The organism is Clostridium tunisiense TJ, assembly GCF_000300195.1.
GTDB classification, from domain to species: domain Bacteria; phylum Bacillota; class Clostridia; order Clostridiales; family Clostridiaceae; genus Clostridium_J; species Clostridium_J tunisiense.
Genome location: NZ_AMQH01000016.1, coordinates 142,591 through 162,028, shown reverse-complemented (window position 1 = coordinate 162,028; position 19,438 = coordinate 142,591). Strand labels below are relative to the sequence as shown.

The following is a 19,438-nucleotide window of genomic DNA, read 5'->3' as shown; positions in this document are numbered from 1 at the left end:
TAAGATTTATAGAAATTCTAGGGGTTTTAATCTATAATAATAAGAAAAGATATATTTGAAAAGAAATTTATCTATAATAACAATTATAATATTAGTAAATTAGTCTTAAAGTTAAAAAACATACAAGTTATATGTTAAGTAAAATAAATATCAGAAAACTCTATGGTTACTTTTTCTGCATTAGAAGGCTGGCTTATATGCTTATCATTTAAAGTTTCAGCTTTATTAGCGCAGAAATTCATGTTAGAAGGAAGGTTAACTATAAATTCACTACCTTCTCCATAGCTACTATTAACCTTAATAGAACCATTATGAAGTTCTACAAGAGCTTTTACAAGAGATAATCCAATACCGCTACCTTCCTGTTCCCTTGTAAAAGATTTATTTACCTGTTTAAAACGTTCGAATATGATATTAAGCTGATCTTCTTTAATTCCTATACCAGTGTCTTTCACAGAAAAGGAAATAAAATTTCCCATGTCTTTTAAATATATATAAATTATTCCAGGTGCACTGCTAAATTTAATTGCATTTGAAAGTAAATTTAATACAATTCTTTCTATTTTATCAGGATCACAATACATAATTTTTTCTTCAATATCTGTATCAAAAACCAACTCTAATCCTTTGTTTTGAATGTATGGTATTACAGAAAGCGAAATATCCTCTAGTAAATTAACAATATTACACTTTTCCATACTCAGTTCTAAAAAGCCTGCGTCGTGTTTAGTAATATCAATTAGATTATTTACTAATCTCAGTAATCTATAACAATTTTGCTTTATACTTTTTTTGCAATTTAAAAATTGAAGGTTATTATCATTAGGTGAATTATTATTATATAAATCAGTTAATTGTATTGAGCAAAATATTATATTCAATGGGGTTTTCAGCTCATGAGAGATATTTGCAAAAAATTCTGTTAAGATTTTCTCTTCATTTTTTCTTTTTGTTATATCTAAGCCAATACCAATAACATTTTTAATAGTGCCTTCTTCATCTTTTATGATTTGAGTATTCCAAAGTATAGTAACTAGCGAGCCATGGTTATTAACAAAAGATTTTTCTATTTGTGTTGAGATTATCTCTGGACTTAGTGAACGAATGTAGTTTAATATTTCATTGCCATCTTCTTCTTCAAAAATAGTATTTCTCCAGTTATAACCTAAAACTTCTTTAGCAGAATACCCTGAAAGCTTTTCTCCATATTTATTAAATTGAACTAGAAAACCATCTTGGTTCCAAACACAAATTATAACATTTGCATTATCTATTATGGTTTTAGAAAAAGTTTGTACTTTCTTTAATTGTTCTTCAGCATTTTTTCGACAAGATAGATCTGTTAAAGAACCAGCCATTCTTAAAGGAACATTTTCATCATTACATATAGCAGCCCCACGAATTAAAACCCACTTATAGTTATTGAAATTAGCTTTAATTCGAACCTCTTGTATAAAGTGTCTATTATGCCCTTGGAAGTGGTAGGATAATTCTTTTACGAAATCATCTCTATCTTCAGGGTGAATAAATTCCTTATAATTGGGGAAGTAAAGGTTAAATTCAGATTTTGTATAACCTAAGATCTGAAGAAATCTATCTGAAGCATAAAAAGTACCATCTTTGATTTTGTAATCCCACATTCCATCATTAGAACCCTTTAGCGCAAGTTCATATCGCTCATCAGAAAGCATAAGTTGTTTTTGTGATTCTAGAATTTTTAATTGGCGCAAACCTAATTCCCCAACCATTTCTGAGAGGTGTTTAAGGAAAATAAGGATTTTTTCGTGTTCTTCTTTATTAACAATTGGGATTTCATCTAAAGCTTTTAGGTAAGCTTCTTCATCAAAACCAAATTTTTTTGCTTGCATTCGAAAAAATTCTTTATCTGGTTTTTCAAAAAAAATTTGACCACTAAAGATAGTGGCGAGAAAAATTCCATCTACTACAATAGGTGTTCCGATATCTATCAACCCATTTTTGCATTTATAATCCACAATAATGTCTTTATTTTTCAGCTTTTCTAGGATGAATACATCACTTTCAATACATAGGAGTTTAGAGTTAGGATTTACTCTATGAAATTTTGTGCACATATCTCTCCAACCTGTTGAGGTGAGAATGGTACCATCTCTTGAAACGATTCCAGAAGCAATATTAGTTGCTTGATAAAAGCTATCTAACAACTTTCTGAGCTGATTAATATCTACAAGATCTGTTAGTTCGTATTTCATGATATCCCCCCAAAAATTCAAATGAAGTTAATATATAATCTCTGTTATTAATACAAAATAACCCCTTATTCTAATAAATTTCTTAATATATTCTATATGTTGTATAAAAACCCTTTTTCTAAAAAGAAAATGTGTTATTTTATCTGAATAATCATGCAATTTCACAATCAACTATTTTATCAAAGTAAAATAAAGATACTACCCTATAAAGTTGATGTGAGCTTTGGTATATCAGAATATGATAATAATTTATGGAAAACAGCTACAGAACTAATAAATCTAGCTGATAAGGAAATGTACAAAAGCTATTGTAAATATATTCAAAAAGATGTAAGATATTAATATGATATCAATTTGATATCATATTAATATTTTTAGGGGAGTGAATGGTTATGGAGGATAAGAAAATCCTTTATGAAGAAAAAGAAATGCAAGCAAGAAGTGGTATGGGAATGCTCATTGGAAATATGGCACTAATTATATTAGCTATAGCTGGCATTATATTAAGTGCTAGCCTTGTGGTAGAAACTAATACAGCCATTGGTGTAAGTATTATATTAGTATCAGTTGCAGTTATTATTATTGCACCTATAATGCTTATAGGACTTAAAGTAATAAACCCAAATGAAGCTTTAGTTTTAACCTTGTTTGGAGAATACAAAGGAGCATTAAAAAAAGAGGGATTTTATTGGGTAAACCCTTTTTGTACAGGTATAAATCCAACTGCTAAACATGTAGTCACTACAGCAAGTCAAATTGCTGCTAATAAAGATCATGAAAATATGACTCATGATACTGTTGGTAAAAAAATTTCTTTAAAAGCAATAACACTTGAGAATAGAAAACAAAAGGTTAATGATGAACTTGGTAACCCAATTGAAATAGGAGCTGTTGTAATATGGAAGGTAAGAAATGCTTCTATGGCAGTATTCAATGTAGATAACTATAAAAATTACATTTCTACTCAGTGTGATTCTGTAATTCGTAATGTAGCAAGATGCTATCCTTATGATACTAATGAAGCTGGACAAGAGAATGAAAATAACAATGAAAAATCTTTACGTGGTAGCAGTCAAGAAGTTGCTTCTATTATGCAAAGAGAATTACAAGAAAAGGTTGACATAGCAGGACTTGAAGTTTTAGAGGTTCGTATCACTCATCTATCATACGCACCTGAAATAGCTTCAGCTATGTTACAACGTCAACAAGCAGTTGCTATCATTGCAGCAAGACAAAAAATTGTAGAAGGTGCAGTAGGCATGGTTCAAATGGCTTTGAATCAGCTTAGTGAAAATGATATAGTTGAATTGGATGATGAAAGAAAAGCTGCTATGGTAAGCAACCTACTAGTAGTCCTTTGCGGAAATAAGGATGCACAGCCAATAGTAAATAGTGGTTCAATTTATTAAAAAATAATTAGGAAGAGGGCTTGAGAGATAGTGGATAAGAAGTCAAAGGAAAAAGATAAGAAACAGGTTTTATTAAGACTATCACCAAGTCTTTGGAATGAGCTAGCAGCTTGGGCTGAGGATGACTTTCGATCCATCAATGGACAAATAGAATATTTACTGACAGAATGCGTAAAAAAGCGTAAAGGAACTGATAAGGATAGAAAAGGTGAAGAAGACTTAATGGAATAAGTGTTCTTTTCGTAGAATAGTTAAAACCCCTAGGATTTTTAGAAATTCTAGGGGTTTAATCTGCTTATCTTAATTTTTAGATACATAGATTTTATTAAATATAGGAGTCAATAGGTAAAATTACTTATTAAACCACGCATCCTTAAGAAGAGCTATCCCCTGAAGGATGGATTCTTCACTCATGCCGCTAAAGCCAATGCAAACCATATTATTTTTATAGCTCTTTGGATTTATAAAATAGGGTGCTAAAGGGTATACCTTAACCCCAACCTCTTTAGCTCTTTCTATTGCTTCTACTTCTGTTAACCCATCTTTAAACTCCAGGAGAATATGAAGTCCTGCATTTTTACCATGAATAACTACTTTGTTTTCCATTTGAGTATTAATACATTGAATTAGAGTGTCATGCTTCTTTTTATAAGAATGGGTTATTTTTCTTAAATGGCTATCCCAATGACCTAAGGACATAAATTCTTCAAGGACCTTTTGTTGCATCCAAGGCACCTGGCAGCTGTATCTTCCAAAGACCTTATCATATTTCTCAATCCATTTCTTTGGGAGCACCATGTAACTCATCCTGAGACTTGGAGCAAGAGACTTTGAAAAGGTTCCAATATATATTACTTGTCCATTAGAGTCTATGCTTTGTATGGAGGGAATAGGCTTTGAATTATATCTAAATTCACTATCATAATCATCTTCGATTATTATTCCATCCTTTCTTTTTGCCCAATCTAGAAGCTTTAACCTCTTTTGAATAGGCATTAAAGCACCTGTTGGGTATTGATGAGAGGGAGTTACATAGACTATTTTTCCATCACTAGCTTCCAATTTCTCAAGATCAAGTCCATCTTCCTCCACTGGAATAGGAATTATTTCATAGGAATTATTAATAAACACATCTCTTGACCCAATATACCCAGGTTCTTCAAAGGCCACTTTTTTTGAGTGTTCTCTAAATAGCACGGATAATTGCTCCACGCAGTTTTGCACTCCTGCACATAGGATAATTTCATTAGGAGTGCAGTGTACCCCTCTAGATTTACTTAAATATCTCATTATTTCAATTCTTAATTCAACCTCACCTTTAAGGTCATTGTAATGTAGCATTTTCTCAGCACTAACTGAGGAAAGGCATTGATTTGTAAGCCTACGCCAAGTATTTAAAGGAAAATTCCCAGAACTTAGAGCTCCATATTTAAAATCATATAAATAAGGTTCCTCATTATCATTGTTAAAGCTTGCCTCTGTCAGGTAATCCACGTTAGGTTTAATACTTTTTACTTCGGAAGCAGTAATTTCTAAGCTATGAATTTCTTCAACAATATATCCACTACAAGGTTTGCTTTTAATATACCCTTCAGAAGAAAGCTGTTGATAAGCTGCTTCTACAGTGTTTCTGCTTACATTTAAGGACTTTGCAAGAGTACGAGTAGAGGGAAGCTTGCTACCCACAGATAGATTTCCAGATAGAATTTCTTCCTTTATCTTATTATATATTTGAACACATAAAGTTTCTGATGAATTTTCATTTAGCACCATCATAGTATTACTCTCCTTATAAACTGGCACTCTTAAATTATTATAAATTGGCACTTATAATGAGTACAGTTTCATTGTAATATTATGTTAAACAGCAGTCAATTTGAAAATGAGGAAAGTTCATATTTTCTGTTTTTGGGGAATTGTTGTTAAAGATTATGGTTAATTATATAGAATCACAAAACATAGGAAACCCTTAAAGTTAAACATGCTTATGTGATTCTCTCAAACACAATGATTTATAAATAGGGAGGAATAAAAATGAGAAGAAGTGAAAAGGAAATTAAGGATTTAGAAGTCATAGAATCTATAATGAAAGAAGCTTTAGAATGTAGAATTGGGTTATGTGAGGATAATAAACCTTACATTGTACCCATGAATTTTGGATGTAAGGATAACTATCTATATATTCACTCTGCCTTAGAAGGTAAAAAGATTGAAATATTAAAGAAAAATAGCAATGTTTGCTTTGAAGTGGATGTAAAGACTGAAGTAGTTAAAGCTAATAATCCTTGTGGTTGGTCTATGAAATATTTAAGTGTAATAGGCTTTGGTAAAGCATACTTTGTGGAGGATCTAGTAGAAAAAGCGGAAGCTTTAAATGCAATAATGGAAAAATATTCAGGAAAAGCTGATTTTAAGTTTCCTGAAGCCGCACTAAAAAAAGTGGCAGTTATTAAGATTGAAATTGAAGAGATTACAGGGAAGAAATCTAAAGATTAAACTAGAAATAAGTATAAAAAGGAAGTGCAATATTATTGATGGTTATAAAAGGTATGCATATAGATATACCACGTAATAGCTTTAAATAAAATTAAGTTTTTTCAATGCTTCCATAGCAAAATGCTTTAGCGTTTTAAGTGGTAAATCTATAGATAAACAAGCCCAAAACTTTATATATCTTTTAAAATGACAATTCCTTAATAATATAAACTTAGATAATTACATTAATTGAGCTAGAAAAGAATTAACTTTTTTTGAAAAGAACTGATATTTTTTTGCACCTATCCTTTTGGAGAAAACACTTTTAGAACATATAAATTAAATGTGGAAGTGGTTTCTCCAAGCTGCAAAAGAATAAAGTGAAAATTAATTTAAAGGTCTTCAATCTAAGTATAAAAAAGAGAATGTTTCAAGGATAACTACAAAGAGTAACTCCACCATGGACATGATCCTATAGTAAAATTTCTTACATAATTAATTGAATTAATGAAATTATAATAGATGTAAGTCAAATTATCTTAGGAGGTCATATTCTTATGAAAAAGGCTAATAAAGTTATTAAATCAGAAACAGAAGCTGCTACTCGAAACCAGAGAGGTGGCAGTACTAAAGGGTCAAGCAATAGAGGAGAAATAGATAGCGAAGGTCTTAAGAAGTTAACTGAAGGAGTTACAACTGGTAAGTAAAAAAATTAGTTTTATTATAAGAATTTTAAAGGAATCACAGTAAGCTTATGATAAAATTAGTGTTTCCTATTCTTTTAGCTTCAAGGAAAAGCAGAGAAGTTAAGCATAAAAGCTGTTTCAAAAGTAATCCTATACCTTTGAAACAGCTTTTAAAAATCTTAAATATAATTTACTTTTTAAAACATTACAATAGCTCTAAAATCTCAACTTCATAGGTTTCATCTGGAGCATTAACCTCTACTACATCTCCAGCTTTTTTACCAGCCAAGGCCTTTCCAAGATCTGACTCTATGCTTATAAACATTTTTTCTGGATCTGCATCCAAAGTAGTTGTTAAGGTAATATCAGTTTCAAAATCATCCTCTACAAACTTAACTTTAGCTTTTCTATTAACCCCTAAAACCGAGCTATCTAAAGAAGTATCATCTATTACTGTGGAGGTTGAAATCATAGTTAATAAATATTGAATCCTATTATCATTTTCTCTATAGTTTGCACAGGCTTCCTTATATTCTGCATTTTCAGACCTATCACCATGGGCAGCAGCTTCCATCTTTTCCTTGGCAATTTCAGCTCTTTTCACCGTAAGCCTATAATCTAATTCTTCTTTTAATTTTTCTAAGTTTTCCTTAGTCAATTTGTTATTCATATACAAAATACCTCACAAGAATTTTTATAATATATGAAATGCAATAAAGATACTCTATAAATATATCTAATTATGTTTTGCATTCTCTTTAATATTATAATACATATTATCATAGATTTGCATATTCAACTACCATCACTTAAAAAGAAAATTCCATATTAAAAAAATTTGTTTAGAGATTGTTAGCAAAGTGTGCATGTAATTTATTTTCATTAGGATTAATAAATATAAATTTTTATTTTAGCGAATAATATAGGCATCCATGATATAAAAGCATCTTATTCATCATGAATGAAATTTATAATGAATTAAATTTTTGCAAATAATTCATTATGAAAAAGTCCAAAGGGAACCAAGGTAGGCTCAGCTATAAATTAAGTCTTAACCCTAGAAGCTTATATTATTATTTAGGAAAAACATTATTTGTATAACCGTAAAAAATAATGTTAGTGGGTAAAGTAGGATAAAGGAGGCAAAGTATGAGAACTATTTTTCCAGATACAATGAAGAGAGTGCAGTTACATACTACTAGGGAAATAAATAATAAAATTATGAAAGAAACCTTAGAAAATGTTTTAAGCTATGCAGATAAAAGCAAAGATGAAATTAAACACAGACTAAAAGAATTGGAGGAAGAATGGGATATTGAAAGAGTCCTTGAAACCAATGCGGCAAGTGCTATTATTGTAACTACAGCTTTGGGCTTTACAGTAAATAAGAAATGGTTTTTAGGAACAGGTGTGGTAGGAGGATTCTTATTACAGCATGCTCTTCAAGGTTGGTGCCCACCCTTAGAGGTTTTTAGAAGAATGGGAATTAGAACCTGTTCGGAAATTAATTATGAAAAAGAAGCGCTAAAGAATTTACTATAAAGAGTTGAGGAATGCCTAGCATCTAAAAAGGTTTGTAGGGCATTCTTTTAATTTTATGGAATTCTATATATAAGTTGAAACAGTATTTCTAAATTACTTAATAAATCAAAAGCAGCTTATATGAAAGAGAATGCAAAAATAGGTTTCTAATTAGTGAGGTTAATTTTTGGAATTCTATATATGTAAAGAATTAGAGGGAAAATTACCCCAGAGGTGGTATTACTAATAATAAGACAAATCTCCAAAACTCTATCTCAACATGTTAAACTATTATAAAGGTGTTTTAAATGAAAAGATTAGTTAAACCTATAGATAGACAACTTACCCCTAGGGGAATTATAAAATGTGGACAAGATTCATTTTACTAATATTAATTATAATAAAGACTATAATAATCTATTAACATATAAATAAGAAAAGCTTTGTTGAATAAAGAAAACAAGTATTTACAAAGGTGGGAGATATGGTGAAAAGAGTTATTGCAATAAATAGCAGTAGGAGAAAGAAAAATACCTATGGAATCTTAGAGCAACTTCAAGAAGAGCTTAAAAAGGAAAAGGTAGAAGTAGAAATCATAAACCTGTTCGACTATGACATAAAAGAATGCTATGGCTGTGAGCAATGCCTAAGAGTTGGTAAGTGTCACATTAAAGATGACATGGATTTATTAATGGGTAAACTTAAAGTATGTGATGGAATAATAATAAGCACTCCGGTTTATATAATATAGTGTACATAATAACATGCTACTCATAGTAGTTTATGTTATTTTTTTATATCATATTATAACACTGGTTATTAAATATATAGTTTGAATATTTATAGTACATATAATAAACTATACAAAGATATAAAAGTATAGGAGTGTAAATTATTATATGGAAGTAGTTAAGGTAAAGACGGAAGATGGGAAAGAACGATACTATTTAGCTGATAATGAAGGATTGCCAATAGAATCAGTATTAAAATTTATTAAGTTTAAGGATAATACGAATTATGCAAGGAATACATTAAGAATGTACTGTCAACACCTAAAGTTATATTTTGAGTATCTTGAGCAAAATAATATAGATTTTGAGAATGTAACTATTGATAAGTTATCTATGTTTGTAAACTGGCTTCAAAATCCATATAATAGTTCAAAGGTAAGAGCAGTAACTCCAGTAGAATCAGTGCGGTGTCCTAGAACAATTAACATAATAATTGACACTGTTTTGTTATTCTATGATTATCTTTTGAGACATGAAGAGTATAGTAATAATATATCTGAGAGACTTAGAAGGTTTATTACTTCTTCAAATAGTAATTTCAAAGGATTTTTATATGGAATAGCTTTAGAGAAGAAGAAATTAACTAGTAATATTCTTAAATTAAAAGTTCCTAAGAATAGGCCAAAGACACTTAATAAACAAGAGATTGAGATGCTTATATTAGCATGTAATAACCTTAGAGATAGGTTTTTGTTAACATTGTTATATGAAACTGGTATGAGAATAGGCGAGGCCTTATCTTTATGGATTGAAGATTTTGATATTAGTGAATATATAATAGAAATTAAAGACCGCGGTGAGTTAGAGAATAACGCTGAAATAAAAACTGTAGCGAGCCCTAGAAGAATTGATGTTTCACAGAATCTTATAGATATGTTTATGGAATATATAGTAGAATATCATACTGAAGAAGTTGAAACCAATCATATATTTATTAAGATAAGTGGATCTAATAAATATAAAGCAATGAGTTATGTTGATATTGATAATTTGTTTAGGATGTTAAAAAAGAAAACAGGGATATATGTCACGCCTCACATGTTTAGACATACATCATTAACCACTCTTAGGATGGCCAATTGGCAGCCAGAACTTCTAAGAATAAGGGCTGGGCATAAAAATATATATACTACTTTAAATACTTATATACATCCTTCAGATGAGGATTTAACAAGAGAGTTTGAGAGGATTCAAGCAAATTTAAACTTAGATATTTTTAAAGAAGAGGTGAATGATGAAAACTAACCTACAAAAGATAAACAAAGGTCAATTAAATAAATATGAAGAAATTACAAAATATTTAAAGCAAGATGATGGTTATTGGCTAAATAATGACAAATGGGATATAACGGAAGAATTCTTTATAGGAGAATCTATTCACGGCAGGAGATACATTGATTTTTCAAGATTTAAAAATGTGTTTTTAAAAAATGAAATTAAATATTATATTTAATTTCAAAGAAGGGAAATTAAGTAGTAAATATATAACATCTATATCTGAAAGTTTTAAACATTTAAGTGAGTTTTTAAATATATATTATTATAATGTTAATAGTTTTAATGAGATAGATTACGATAAGTTTTACAGAAGATGGAATATATATTTATCTGAAGCATGAATTAAAACTGATAATAAGGGATTTAATAGTTTTAACATAATGAACATATTATTAGTGATTAAGTTCATTGGCAGATACTATGATGATAGAGAAGAAATAGAAAAAGATATATGGTATGCAAAAAACATAAAAGGGGTCAGGGTTTCAGCCACTCAAAATATTAGGACAAATAGGTTAAACTTTACATCTATACCTGAATATTATAGGGAGGCTGTTAAAAGGTATTTTGCAACAATTATAACAAAAAAATCGTTTAGTTTGTGTTCTAACATATTGAGTTTTTTAAACTACTTTTTCAAATCATTTTATTCCAGAGGATATGGGGATGGATTTGTAGAAAATTTAGATAGAAAAGACATTGAAGAATATATATTTCATTTAATGAATGACCGCAAGGGGAAAAGCAAACAACAAACTAACTTATTTATTTCATATGTTAGAGCGTTTTTAGAATATATACAGTTAGCTCAATATAAAGAAGCACCTAAAAAAGATGTGTCACTATTAATTTTTGCAGATGATATGCAGAAAAGAGCATCTTGGGATAGCAAGAATATAAAAGCTAAGTTTATTCTTGAACCCATTTTAAAACAAATAGATAATAATATTGGAGATTTATATAGCTCGGAATATATTCCAGCTTATATTCTTCTTAGAGAAACAGGGTGGCGTGGTACAGATATATTGAATCTTAGATATAATAACTGTTTAGAACAAATATGGAACAGTAAAGAGCAAACTTATAATTATTATCTTTGTGGAGAAATAACTAAAACAGGAATTGCACAACTTAAAATATCTATAAGAGATAAAGTTGCAGAAATGGTTCAAAAATCTATTGATAAAGCAAAGGAATTAAGCACAGAAGAAAATAATCCTAACAAGTATTTATTTAATATTTATGAAGGAAAATTAAAAGGAAATCCATATACTAAATTTAGGTTGTTGTATTCCATAAAACGGCTAATCAAAAAAAAGATATTAGGGATGTCAATGGAGAATTATATCACTTCAAACTTCATTCGTTACGTCATACTAGAGCTAAGGAGTATGTAGAACAAGGAATGGGGATTTCTATTATTCAACAAATATTAGGACATACAAGCCTTCAAATGACAGTGCATTATGCCACTGTAGATGAAAATATCTTATATGAAAAGTGGAAAGACACAGAGGAACTAGAACTATTCAAGGTCAATACTGAAACTCATAAATTAGAACCGATGGATGTAAGTACACAAGAGGTAGAGAATTTAATAAAGTACGAGTACGTTAAAAAGAATTTAGATGCAGTTAAAGTACCTTTTGGAGTGTGTTTTAAGTCATCTAAGTTGCCTTGTAAACAACAGATGAATCATTGTCTAAATTGTGCTAGTTTCTGTACTACGATTGAAAATATACCTGAGTATGAGGAAGAAATAGAACAAGTTAAAAAACAAATAGCAATAAGTGAAAGATGTGGCAGAGAACTTTGGGCAGAAAAGAATAAAGTTTATTTAAACTTATTACAAGAAACATTAGAGAATATCAAGGAACATAAGTTAATTCATAAAAATGGTTCATCAAGGGAGGAATTTTAATAATGGCTGGGAGCACAAAAGGGCTAAAGGAATATGCTAAAAATAAATCTAAAATTACTTTAGAAAAAGTAGATAAGGTCATTAGAGAACTCTCTTTAACTGAACAGAAAATTAACTTCAACAGTGTCTCTCAACTTAGTGGGGTGTCTAAGACATTCCTCTATAACAATAAAGATATTAAAAAAAGAATTGAAGAACTTAGAGATAAACAAGTAAATAAAACTATGAATCAAAGGGCTAAATATGATAAAACATCAAAATCTAAAGATGTTATAATATTGGCCAAAGATAAAAGAATTAAACAGCTAGAGGATGAAAATAAAAAACTGAAAGAACAACTAGAAGTTCTTAGAGGTAAATTGTATGAGAAAGTATAATATGATAATATGGATTACATAAAATTAATTTAATAGAATATAAAATATGGTATAATAATTTAAATGAACACAAACGAATGGGAGGCTTTTGTTTTGAAAAGTGATGTAAAAAGAAAAGATTTAACTTCAAACTTACTTAATAAAGTAACATTAAGAATAGATTTTTTAAGAATAGTAAATATAGAAGAATTAGTTGCGGATTTACAAAAGTTATTAATTGATAAAAATTTCTTTCTTACAAATGAAGATTTTATTAATGATATAGAGCTTCAAATAAATGACCCTGATGTTTTATCTGAAGACGGTTTTAAAGTTAAAAAGTCTATAAAAAGGGAACGTATTTATATATTTCAAAACCCCGAAGATACAATTGATTTAATAGTTGGCGAAAGCTGTATAATCTTTAATGTTAAGAAATGCAATGAAAAATATTGTTTTGCAAGTTGCATAGAAACTTTTTGTAATGTAATTATCTTAGCTCAAGAAAAATTCAAGTTTATTAGATTTACTAGAATTGGATTGAGAAAAATAAACAATATCATATGTAAAGATACAAATTTATATTATTGCTTCGAAAAAGATTTTTTTAATGAAATTAATATTAAAGATAGCACTAAGAATGATAATGAAATTAAATATATGAGAAGACAATCAATTGATAATTGTGAGTTTAATGGGCATTCGTTTAATATTTTGAAATTTATTCAAGAAGGCTTTTTAGATGACCAAGAGAGAGCATTTAATGTTGTATTAGATATAGATGGTTATATAAAAGAGAATATATGTGAAAGATTTGATAGTTATAATGATCTAGAAACAATGATTAAAAAAATAAATGATGATATATTTGAAATTTTTAAATCTATGATTACAGAACATTTAATAAATGATTTAATTAGTGGTAAAAGTGATAAAGTTGAATGGGGGTTGAATAAAAATGATTAAATTTACAGCAACTTATAAAAACATCTATTCAAATCTTCCTGAAGATAAAAAAGAAGAGAACAAGTATGTTATAAAAGTTGATAGGAATAAAGAAATAATTACATTTCGCAGTAAATATAATATATCTACATATATAAGCAAAAGTGAAAGACACATTAGGAAAAGTATAGAATTAGAAGAAGTAGAATGGGAATTATAAAGAATCACTTAAATAAAGTAAAAGATTTGTTTATAGAAGTGTATTTAATTGGATATAATAGTGCTGGCGAAAGTATATTATTTTTAATAAAAAGTATAACACCAGAAGAAAAAATAATTTTTTCTGGTGTTATAGATTGTTATGAAGAAAAAGGTATAAACAAAACTATTGAATTATTAAATAGTTTTAATATTGATAAAATTAATTTTTTATGTTGGACACATCCTGACGAAGACCATTCTATCGGTATAGATAAAATACTTGATAATTATACAGATGAAAATACTCGGATTATAATCCCACAAGCATTAGTCGAATTAAGCGATAGGCTTTCTGAAAACACTCAGCTTCTATGTAATAGCATAGCTGATAAAATAAAAAAGAAAAAAGATACTGAAATGTATGATGTAGTAGAAGCACAAGCTGGAATGAAGTTAATTGATTTATCAATAGGTAGCGAAACAAGTATAAAACCATATAAGTTTTGTATACATAGTATTTCTCCATTTTATAATTTAATTCTTTCACAATATGATAACAAGAAATTGAAAAATAATCATTTTTCAATTGCATTATTGATGGAATTTGAAGGGGTTAATTTTATATTTACTAGTGACATTGAGAAAAGAACTATAAATAGATTTTATGAGAACATATCATTACCTGATAAAATTCACTACATTAAGATTCCACATCATGGCTCAGATAAATCAAAAATGTTTTTAGACTATTTAGATTCTTCAGGTATAACTAACCATTTAGTTAGTTGCAGTACTGTATATAATAATGCAAATTTACCAAGCATAAGCCTTTTGAATAATTATAAAAGTAGGTCACATAAGACGTTTTGTACTAATTGCAAAATTAAGACTAATAAAAATGGACAAGATGGTTATGGCGTTTCAGTGGTTAGGGTAGATGTTATAAACACAAGTATTGCATATAAGTGTTTAAATGATGCTGTAGAACTATAAAAATAATAAAAACAAATAAGAAGGAATAAATATATGTGAAAATACCAAAAGTTATAAGTTCAGGAGTTTTAGAGGTTTTTAATGACTTGCCTTGCTATGTTTTAGACGATGGCCAAAGAGTTTTTAAACTAAGTAATTTAACTAAAGCTTTAAGAGGTAAAGAACATGGTAAATTCGGAAATTATTTAGCCGTATCAAACATAATAAAATATCTACCAGATTGACTTAAGCCATTAACGGACAAGCACCATGATAGAGTACCTCAAGGGATTGTAGAGTTTGAACATGATGGCAAAATAGAAAAGGGCTATAATTCAGAAGATTTTATGGATGTTTGTAGTGCATTTATAACGGCCAACCTAAATAATGAAAAGTTATCAGAAGCACAACAAGAGATTGTAAAAAATGCAAATAAATTTATAATATCAACGGCCAAGATTGGTATTATTGCATTAATAGATGAGGCTACTGGATATCAAAAGGTTAGGAATTCAAAAGAGCTCCAACTAAAGCTGAGATATTTCTTAGTTGATGAAGATAGTAATGCAAGAGAATGGGAAAAAACATTTCCAGATGAATTATGGTATGAGTTTGGCCGACTTACTAATTGGAAAGGTAGTTTAAAGAAAAGACCTAAATATTCGGGAAAATATGTTAATCAATTAATTTATAATTTATTAGATGAGGATATCGCTAAATATTTGAGGGAAAATAAACCACCTAAGTATAATGGCCATAAAAAATATTTTCAATGGTTAAACAGTGAATATGGGCTTAAAGAACTAACCCAACATATATGGCAAATTATCGGTATGGCCAAGTTGTGTGGGGACATGAAAGAACTGAAAGTTTTGGCCAGTGAAAAATTAAGTAAGGACATTAATATGTCTATGATTACATGTAGTCTATGCTATAAACGTTATAAGTAAAGGCATGGATATAAGCAGACACGAGATATTATTAATGGGTGGTATAAGCGGAAAATTAAAGGTATTTGTTGATCGTACCTGTAGATTGTTCCACAGACCAGAACTTGTTGGGATTCCTGCGTTAACCGTATCAACCACTGCTGTTTCAGGGTTAAAGGATACTTTAAAGGGACTTGATAAATTATTAATTCAATGGGCTGCTTTTCCCACAGGAAATATAGGAAGAACAGCAAGTACCATTGAAAACCCTATTGAGCAAAAGGAATACAAAAATTTTGTGAACCATTTATTTATGAAAAAAGAAGATTACAAACCTACCTTAAATCAATTGATAATGTTTCAAGTTCAAAAGGTATTAGCAACGAAGATTTTGGAGCTAGACAGAGCATATTGGGAAGAGAAAAACTGGATAGGTAATAACTATTTCTTCAACTGTAGTATTTCACAAGGAAAAAGAGGGTTGTCAAAATCCTTTTATAAAATCCTTAATAAAAAGGTGAAAAAGGTTGGAGATTAGATAATTAACCCCCTACCAACCCACTGACCTATACTACAACAATAATAAAATAAACTACTACAACTAAAACAAACAAGTGAAATTGTCTTTAAGATATAATCAATAAATTAAATAAAACCGGTACATATAAAAGGATTATTACAAAAAAGTAATAGTCCTTTTGTTTTTTGTAATTATAACTTGGTTTTTCAGGAATTATTTTTTAGAGGATAGTAAAAATAAAATTTATATTTCTAGAAATTTTATTATTCAAAAGCTCAAATAACAAGGTTTATATAAGCAAGTACCTTAGAGCGCTCTTAATAAGTTTTCAGGATTAAATTCATGCTGAATAAATTAAAACCTCACTAAGAAAATCTAGAAGCATAGCTCAAGTGAAGTCTTACCTTGTCTATCTTAAGTTTTTTTAGAAAAACTTTTACCATTGGAGTCTATAAAAATTAAAGCTATAAAAAATATTCTAAAAATTTTTTCAAAATCCATGCAACTTTTATAAAAACTGCATATTTAATCTTTAGAGTTATAATTTTGCTGAAAATTTTATGAATTTTATTTATACCTGTAAGCAAAGTAGATTATTACACGAAACTATTTAGCAACTTTTGGGGCATTTCAAATCTGTTTCCAAAGCAGCTCTACAAAAAGAACTTTTTATTATTTTAAGAGTAGGATGTGTTTTTATGTATAGACCAGTTGATATTGAGTTTTGGCAAGATGAATTTATACTAGAGCTTTCTTCAGAGCAAAAGCTAACCTATATATTTTTATTAACTAATAGAAGAACCACCCAATGTGGAATTTATAATATTGGGCTTACTATTGCTCAGCTAGAGCTTCAATTTTCTGAGGAGAAAATCATGAACCATCTTAAGTTTTTTCAGGAGAAGGGAAAGCTTTTTTATAATCATAAGAATAAGGAAGTAATGCTTTTAAATTGGTATAAATACAACAACACTCATAATCACAAAAACATTAGAATTTGCATCAATAAAGAGCTTAAAAGGATTAAAACTACAGAATTTATAAGTACTTTTTATGAAATATGCAAAGGAATTTGTAGGGAAGAACCTGAGTTTCTAGAAGAAATTTTTAAAGATGTAGAAGTTCCTGATGAATTATTAGAAAGAGAAAGAGAAATGCAAAGAGAAGCAAAAGAAACCAAAGAAGCAAAGGAAGTAAAAGAGGAAGCTGCTACAGGGGAATTTGTAAAGGCAAATCAGGAGGGAGGGCATAAAGGGAGCAATAAGGAAGATGGCAAAGAAAATAATGGGGAAAATCATAAAGAAAATAGTGAAGAAATCAGTAAAGAGAATATAGACAAGCCTCAAAATAAAAATGTAGTTTTACAATGCTTTAAAAACAACTTCCACTTACCTTCACCAATAGAGATACAAAAGCTGAATCAATGGGTAGAGGACATGGGTGAGGCTTTGGTGTTAAAAGCGTTAGAAGAAGCGGTAGGTGTTAATAAACGGAATCTAAATTATGTGTCAGGAATCTTAAACAACTGGCTGTCAGAGGGAATAACCACCTTGAAGGAAGCAGAAGAGGCTATCAAAAGATACAAGGAGCTCAAAAAGGCTGCAATTGGGAAAAAGGAAGATAACAGTGGAACAAGATTTTATAGCAAAAATCTGGCAGAAGTAGACTATGAAAAGGAGTAGAAAAGCCCATGGATAGAAGATTTAACTTAAAGGCTGAAGCAGAAGTTCTAGGAGCAGTAATAAAAGAAAATAAGCTAATTCATGAGATTTATGACTTTCTACTACCTGAGGACTTTTATGATAAGAAAAATAAATTAATTTATAGTGCCATAAGACAGCTTCAAGAAAGTAACTTCCCAATAACCCTGGTAACTCTTACAGAGGCCTTAAAAGAAAACCTAAGTGAGGCTGGAGGAATAACCTATTTAAGTGAGGTCATAGCATCCTCTTTATCAGGAGAACATATAAAAACCTATAGCGAAATAATAAAGGACAAAGCTAATTTAAGAAGATTCATAAACTGTTCTAACAATGCCACTAAGGAAGCTAATGAAGGGGACAAGTCTATAGGAGAAATAATTAGTGATTTGGAAAGTACTATAAACCTAATCAAAACTGGAGGAAAAAGGCATAGTGGAGAGCTAAAAGAAGGCATAGATAATTTTATAGGAGATATAGATGCAGTTAGAAGGGGAGAGAAAGCTTTATCTTCCATAAGTTCAGGGTATAAAAACTTAGATCATATCCTAGGAGGCTTTGAAAGACAGGAGCTTTTAATAATTGCAGGAAGACCCAGAATGGGAAAATCAGCAGTTAGTATGAACTTAGCTTTAGCTACAGCCATAAGAGGAAAAAACAAGGTAGCTTACTTTTCCATAGAAATGAGTAAAAAGCAATGTTTTCAAAGAATAGCAGCAGCTCTATGCAAAATACCCATGAACAAAATTAAAAGATCTAATCTAAATGAGGAGGAATTTTCTAGAGTTAAAAACACCATTGAAAAATTATCAAACTATAACTTCAAGCTTTATGATTCGGTGATTTATCTTGAAGACATTAAAAGTGAATGTTACAGATTAAAAGAAAGTGAAGGACTTGATGTGGTTTTTATAGATTACCTTCAAATTATAGGACTTCAAACTTCCTTTTCAAACAGAAACTTAGAGGTATCAAACATATCTTCACAGCTCAAGAGAATGGCAAAGGAACTGGACATCACAATGGTATGTTTATCTCAAATAAATAGAGCCACAGAAACCAGGGTAGACAAAAGGCCAATCCTTGCAGATTTAAGGGATTCAGGTGCCATTGAACAAGATGCAGATACAGTGATGTTTGTTTATAGACATGCCTACTATGAGCCAGAAGAAGCTAAAGAAGATGAACTAGAACTGTTGATTGGAAAAGCAAGGCAAGGAGAAACTGGAGTCATACCAATGAAATGGAATGGAGCTTATCAAAAGATGGAAGAGAGAGAAAAAGTCTTAAAGGATTCAAGGTAAATTTAATGTATAACTAAGCCAAATCTAAATATCCTTTAACCCTGAATAGTTCCTGGTCAAGGTAAATTCAATTTATAACCAAGCCTTACTTTTGATTTCATAATATAGGGAACTAATTTCAACACTGAACTTATCCATGGAACCTACAGTGTTTCCCTTAAGGCTTTCGCATGATGAATATAATAGATTTTAATCTTTG

23 protein-coding genes are annotated in these 19,438 nt (G+C 29.6%); 20 read left to right on the top strand and 3 right to left on the bottom strand.

Features of this window, described 5'->3' with window-relative positions; all coding sequences use genetic code 11:
- Positions 1 to 134: 134 nt before the first annotated feature.
- Positions 135 to 2,231 (bottom strand): PocR ligand-binding domain-containing protein, encoded by a 2,097-nt coding sequence (locus tag C661_RS22925; RefSeq protein ID WP_017416643.1) that lies wholly within the window; start codon positions 2,229 to 2,231, stop codon positions 135 to 137.
- A 153-nt stretch (positions 2,232 to 2,384) separates the two neighbouring features.
- On the opposite strand from C661_RS22925, the gene C661_RS24040 reads away from it, so the two are divergent.
- The 3 genes from C661_RS24040 to C661_RS0117440 are packed head-to-tail and all read left to right on the top strand — an operon-like array spanning position 2,385 to position 3,871.
- Positions 2,385 to 2,573, top strand: a complete 189-nt coding sequence (locus C661_RS24040) for a hypothetical protein (protein ID WP_192812674.1) — start codon at positions 2,385 to 2,387, stop codon at positions 2,571 to 2,573.
- A 44-nt stretch (positions 2,574 to 2,617) separates the two neighbouring features.
- Positions 2,618 to 3,640 (top strand): SPFH domain-containing protein, encoded by a 1,023-nt coding sequence (locus C661_RS0117445; RefSeq protein WP_017416642.1) that lies wholly within the window; start codon positions 2,618 to 2,620, stop codon positions 3,638 to 3,640.
- Positions 3,641 to 3,670: 30 nt separating this feature from the next.
- On the top strand, positions 3,671 to 3,871 hold the full coding sequence (locus C661_RS0117440; protein WP_017416641.1) for a type II toxin-antitoxin system antitoxin: 201 nt from the start codon (positions 3,671 to 3,673) through the stop codon (positions 3,869 to 3,871).
- Between the two features lie 120 nt (positions 3,872 to 3,991).
- On the opposite strand, the gene pdxR is transcribed toward C661_RS0117440, so the two are convergent.
- Positions 3,992 to 5,416 carry a MocR-like pyridoxine biosynthesis transcription factor PdxR gene (gene pdxR / locus C661_RS0117435; protein ID WP_017416640.1) on the bottom strand — a complete coding sequence of 475 codons (1,425 nt, stop codon included), beginning with the start codon at positions 5,414 to 5,416 and terminating at the stop codon, positions 3,992 to 3,994.
- Positions 5,417 to 5,674: 258 nt separating this feature from the next.
- On the opposite strand from pdxR, the gene C661_RS0117430 reads away from it, so the two are divergent.
- Both C661_RS0117430 and C661_RS23755 read left to right on the top strand, forming a co-directional pair.
- Positions 5,675 to 6,136 (top strand): pyridoxamine 5'-phosphate oxidase family protein, encoded by a 462-nt coding sequence (locus C661_RS0117430; RefSeq protein WP_017416639.1) that lies wholly within the window; start codon positions 5,675 to 5,677, stop codon positions 6,134 to 6,136.
- Between the two features lie 536 nt (positions 6,137 to 6,672).
- Positions 6,673 to 6,822 carry a hypothetical protein gene (locus tag C661_RS23755; RefSeq protein ID WP_017416638.1) on the top strand — a complete coding sequence of 50 codons (150 nt, stop codon included), beginning with the start codon at positions 6,673 to 6,675 and terminating at the stop codon, positions 6,820 to 6,822.
- A gap of 184 nt (positions 6,823 to 7,006) precedes the next feature.
- On the opposite strand, the gene C661_RS0117420 is transcribed toward C661_RS23755, so the two are convergent.
- Positions 7,007 to 7,471, bottom strand: coding sequence for a GreA/GreB family elongation factor (locus C661_RS0117420; RefSeq protein WP_017416637.1), 465 nt, complete (start codon positions 7,469 to 7,471; stop codon positions 7,007 to 7,009).
- Between the two features lie 479 nt (positions 7,472 to 7,950).
- Between C661_RS0117420 and C661_RS0117415 the strand changes: the two genes are divergently transcribed.
- The 15 genes from C661_RS0117415 to dnaB all read left to right on the top strand — a co-directional run bounded on the left by C661_RS0117415 (position 7,951) and on the right by dnaB (position 19,239).
- On the top strand, positions 7,951 to 8,343 hold the full coding sequence (locus tag C661_RS0117415) for a YgaP family membrane protein (protein ID WP_017416636.1): 393 nt from the start codon (positions 7,951 to 7,953) through the stop codon (positions 8,341 to 8,343).
- A 463-nt stretch (positions 8,344 to 8,806) separates the two neighbouring features.
- The gene (locus C661_RS22255) at positions 8,807 to 9,073 is read left to right on the top strand and encodes a flavodoxin family protein (RefSeq protein WP_017416635.1); all 267 of its coding nucleotides are present in this window, start codon (positions 8,807 to 8,809) and stop codon (positions 9,071 to 9,073) included.
- 148 nt (positions 9,074 to 9,221) lie between these two features.
- Positions 9,222 to 10,358 carry a tyrosine-type recombinase/integrase gene (locus tag C661_RS0117405; protein WP_017416634.1) on the top strand — a complete coding sequence of 379 codons (1,137 nt, stop codon included), beginning with the start codon at positions 9,222 to 9,224 and terminating at the stop codon, positions 10,356 to 10,358.
- Positions 10,348 to 10,566: a hypothetical protein gene (locus C661_RS24505; RefSeq protein WP_017416633.1), complete on the top strand. Its 219-nt coding sequence runs from the start codon at positions 10,348 to 10,350 to the stop codon at positions 10,564 to 10,566. Before C661_RS0117405 ends, C661_RS24505 begins: the two co-directional genes overlap by 11 nt.
- Positions 10,567 to 10,771: 205 nt before the next feature.
- Entirely contained in the window at positions 10,772 to 11,788 is a 1,017-nt protein-coding gene (locus tag C661_RS24500; protein ID WP_341349162.1) for a hypothetical protein, read from the top strand.
- On the top strand, positions 11,713 to 12,312 hold the full coding sequence (locus tag C661_RS24495) for a tyrosine-type recombinase/integrase (RefSeq protein WP_341349163.1): 600 nt from the start codon (positions 11,713 to 11,715) through the stop codon (positions 12,310 to 12,312). Before C661_RS24500 ends, C661_RS24495 begins: the two co-directional genes overlap by 76 nt.
- A 2-nt stretch (positions 12,313 to 12,314) precedes the next feature.
- Positions 12,315 to 12,689 carry a DUF6262 family protein gene (locus C661_RS0117395; RefSeq protein WP_017416631.1) on the top strand — a complete coding sequence of 125 codons (375 nt, stop codon included), beginning with the start codon at positions 12,315 to 12,317 and terminating at the stop codon, positions 12,687 to 12,689.
- 93 nt (positions 12,690 to 12,782) lie between these two features.
- Positions 12,783 to 13,634, top strand: a complete 852-nt coding sequence (locus C661_RS0117390; protein WP_017416630.1) for a TIGR04255 family protein — start codon at positions 12,783 to 12,785, stop codon at positions 13,632 to 13,634.
- Entirely contained in the window at positions 13,627 to 13,833 is a 207-nt protein-coding gene (locus C661_RS0117385; RefSeq protein ID WP_017416629.1) for a hypothetical protein, read from the top strand. Before C661_RS0117390 ends, C661_RS0117385 begins: the two co-directional genes overlap by 8 nt.
- The gene (locus C661_RS0117380; RefSeq protein WP_017416628.1) at positions 13,821 to 14,807 is read left to right on the top strand and encodes a ComEC/Rec2 family competence protein; all 987 of its coding nucleotides are present in this window, start codon (positions 13,821 to 13,823) and stop codon (positions 14,805 to 14,807) included. Before C661_RS0117385 ends, C661_RS0117380 begins: the two co-directional genes overlap by 13 nt.
- 35 nt (positions 14,808 to 14,842) lie before the next feature.
- Positions 14,843 to 15,031: a hypothetical protein gene (locus tag C661_RS24350; RefSeq protein WP_017416627.1), complete on the top strand. Its 189-nt coding sequence runs from the start codon at positions 14,843 to 14,845 to the stop codon at positions 15,029 to 15,031.
- 102 nt (positions 15,032 to 15,133) lie between these two features.
- Positions 15,134 to 15,736, top strand: a complete 603-nt coding sequence (locus C661_RS22245) for a P63C domain-containing protein (RefSeq protein ID WP_017416626.1) — start codon at positions 15,134 to 15,136, stop codon at positions 15,734 to 15,736.
- A gap of 4 nt (positions 15,737 to 15,740) precedes the next feature.
- Positions 15,741 to 16,253: a flavodoxin family protein gene (locus tag C661_RS22920; protein WP_157785708.1), complete on the top strand. Its 513-nt coding sequence runs from the start codon at positions 15,741 to 15,743 to the stop codon at positions 16,251 to 16,253.
- Positions 16,254 to 16,933: 680 nt separating this feature from the next.
- Positions 16,934 to 17,917, top strand: a complete 984-nt coding sequence (locus tag C661_RS22915) for a DnaD domain-containing protein (RefSeq protein ID WP_017416624.1) — start codon at positions 16,934 to 16,936, stop codon at positions 17,915 to 17,917.
- A gap of 8 nt (positions 17,918 to 17,925) precedes the next feature.
- On the top strand, positions 17,926 to 19,239 hold the full coding sequence (gene dnaB, locus C661_RS0117360) for a replicative DNA helicase (RefSeq protein WP_017416623.1): 1,314 nt from the start codon (positions 17,926 to 17,928) through the stop codon (positions 19,237 to 19,239).
- Positions 19,240 to 19,438: the final 199 nt, after the last annotated feature.

Excerpts from the sequence above, each read along its gene's own strand:
- C661_RS0117430 (WP_017416639.1), top strand. The coding sequence starts at position 5,675 with ATGAGAAGAAGTGAAAAGGAAATTAAGGATTTAGAAGTCATAGAATCT.
- C661_RS22925 (WP_017416643.1), bottom strand. The coding sequence starts at position 2,231 with ATGAAATACGAACTAACAGATCTTGTAGATATTAATCAGCTCAGAAAG.
- C661_RS0117385 (WP_017416629.1), top strand. The coding sequence starts at position 13,627 with ATGATTAAATTTACAGCAACTTATAAAAACATCTATTCAAATCTTCCT.
- C661_RS22920 (WP_157785708.1), top strand. The coding sequence starts at position 15,741 with ATGGATATAAGCAGACACGAGATATTATTAATGGGTGGTATAAGCGGA.
- C661_RS0117420 (WP_017416637.1), bottom strand. The coding sequence starts at position 7,471 with ATGAATAACAAATTGACTAAGGAAAACTTAGAAAAATTAAAAGAAGAA.
- C661_RS24040 (WP_192812674.1), top strand. The coding sequence starts at position 2,385 with ATGCAATTTCACAATCAACTATTTTATCAAAGTAAAATAAAGATACTA.
- C661_RS22245 (WP_017416626.1), top strand. The coding sequence starts at position 15,134 with ATGGATGTTTGTAGTGCATTTATAACGGCCAACCTAAATAATGAAAAG.
- C661_RS22255 (WP_017416635.1), top strand. The coding sequence starts at position 8,807 with ATGGTGAAAAGAGTTATTGCAATAAATAGCAGTAGGAGAAAGAAAAAT.
- C661_RS24505 (WP_017416633.1), top strand. The coding sequence starts at position 10,348 with ATGAAAACTAACCTACAAAAGATAAACAAAGGTCAATTAAATAAATAT.
- C661_RS0117395 (WP_017416631.1), top strand. The coding sequence starts at position 12,315 with ATGGCTGGGAGCACAAAAGGGCTAAAGGAATATGCTAAAAATAAATCT.
- C661_RS0117380 (WP_017416628.1), top strand. The coding sequence starts at position 13,821 with ATGGGAATTATAAAGAATCACTTAAATAAAGTAAAAGATTTGTTTATA.
- C661_RS24500 (WP_341349162.1), top strand. The coding sequence starts at position 10,772 with ATGAACATATTATTAGTGATTAAGTTCATTGGCAGATACTATGATGAT.
- C661_RS23755 (WP_017416638.1), top strand. The coding sequence starts at position 6,673 with ATGAAAAAGGCTAATAAAGTTATTAAATCAGAAACAGAAGCTGCTACT.
- dnaB (WP_017416623.1), top strand. The coding sequence starts at position 17,926 with ATGGATAGAAGATTTAACTTAAAGGCTGAAGCAGAAGTTCTAGGAGCA.
- pdxR (WP_017416640.1), bottom strand. The coding sequence starts at position 5,416 with ATGATGGTGCTAAATGAAAATTCATCAGAAACTTTATGTGTTCAAATA.
- C661_RS0117415 (WP_017416636.1), top strand. The coding sequence starts at position 7,951 with ATGAGAACTATTTTTCCAGATACAATGAAGAGAGTGCAGTTACATACT.
- C661_RS0117445 (WP_017416642.1), top strand. The coding sequence starts at position 2,618 with ATGGTTATGGAGGATAAGAAAATCCTTTATGAAGAAAAAGAAATGCAA.
- C661_RS0117405 (WP_017416634.1), top strand. The coding sequence starts at position 9,222 with ATGGAAGTAGTTAAGGTAAAGACGGAAGATGGGAAAGAACGATACTAT.
- C661_RS22915 (WP_017416624.1), top strand. The coding sequence starts at position 16,934 with ATGTATAGACCAGTTGATATTGAGTTTTGGCAAGATGAATTTATACTA.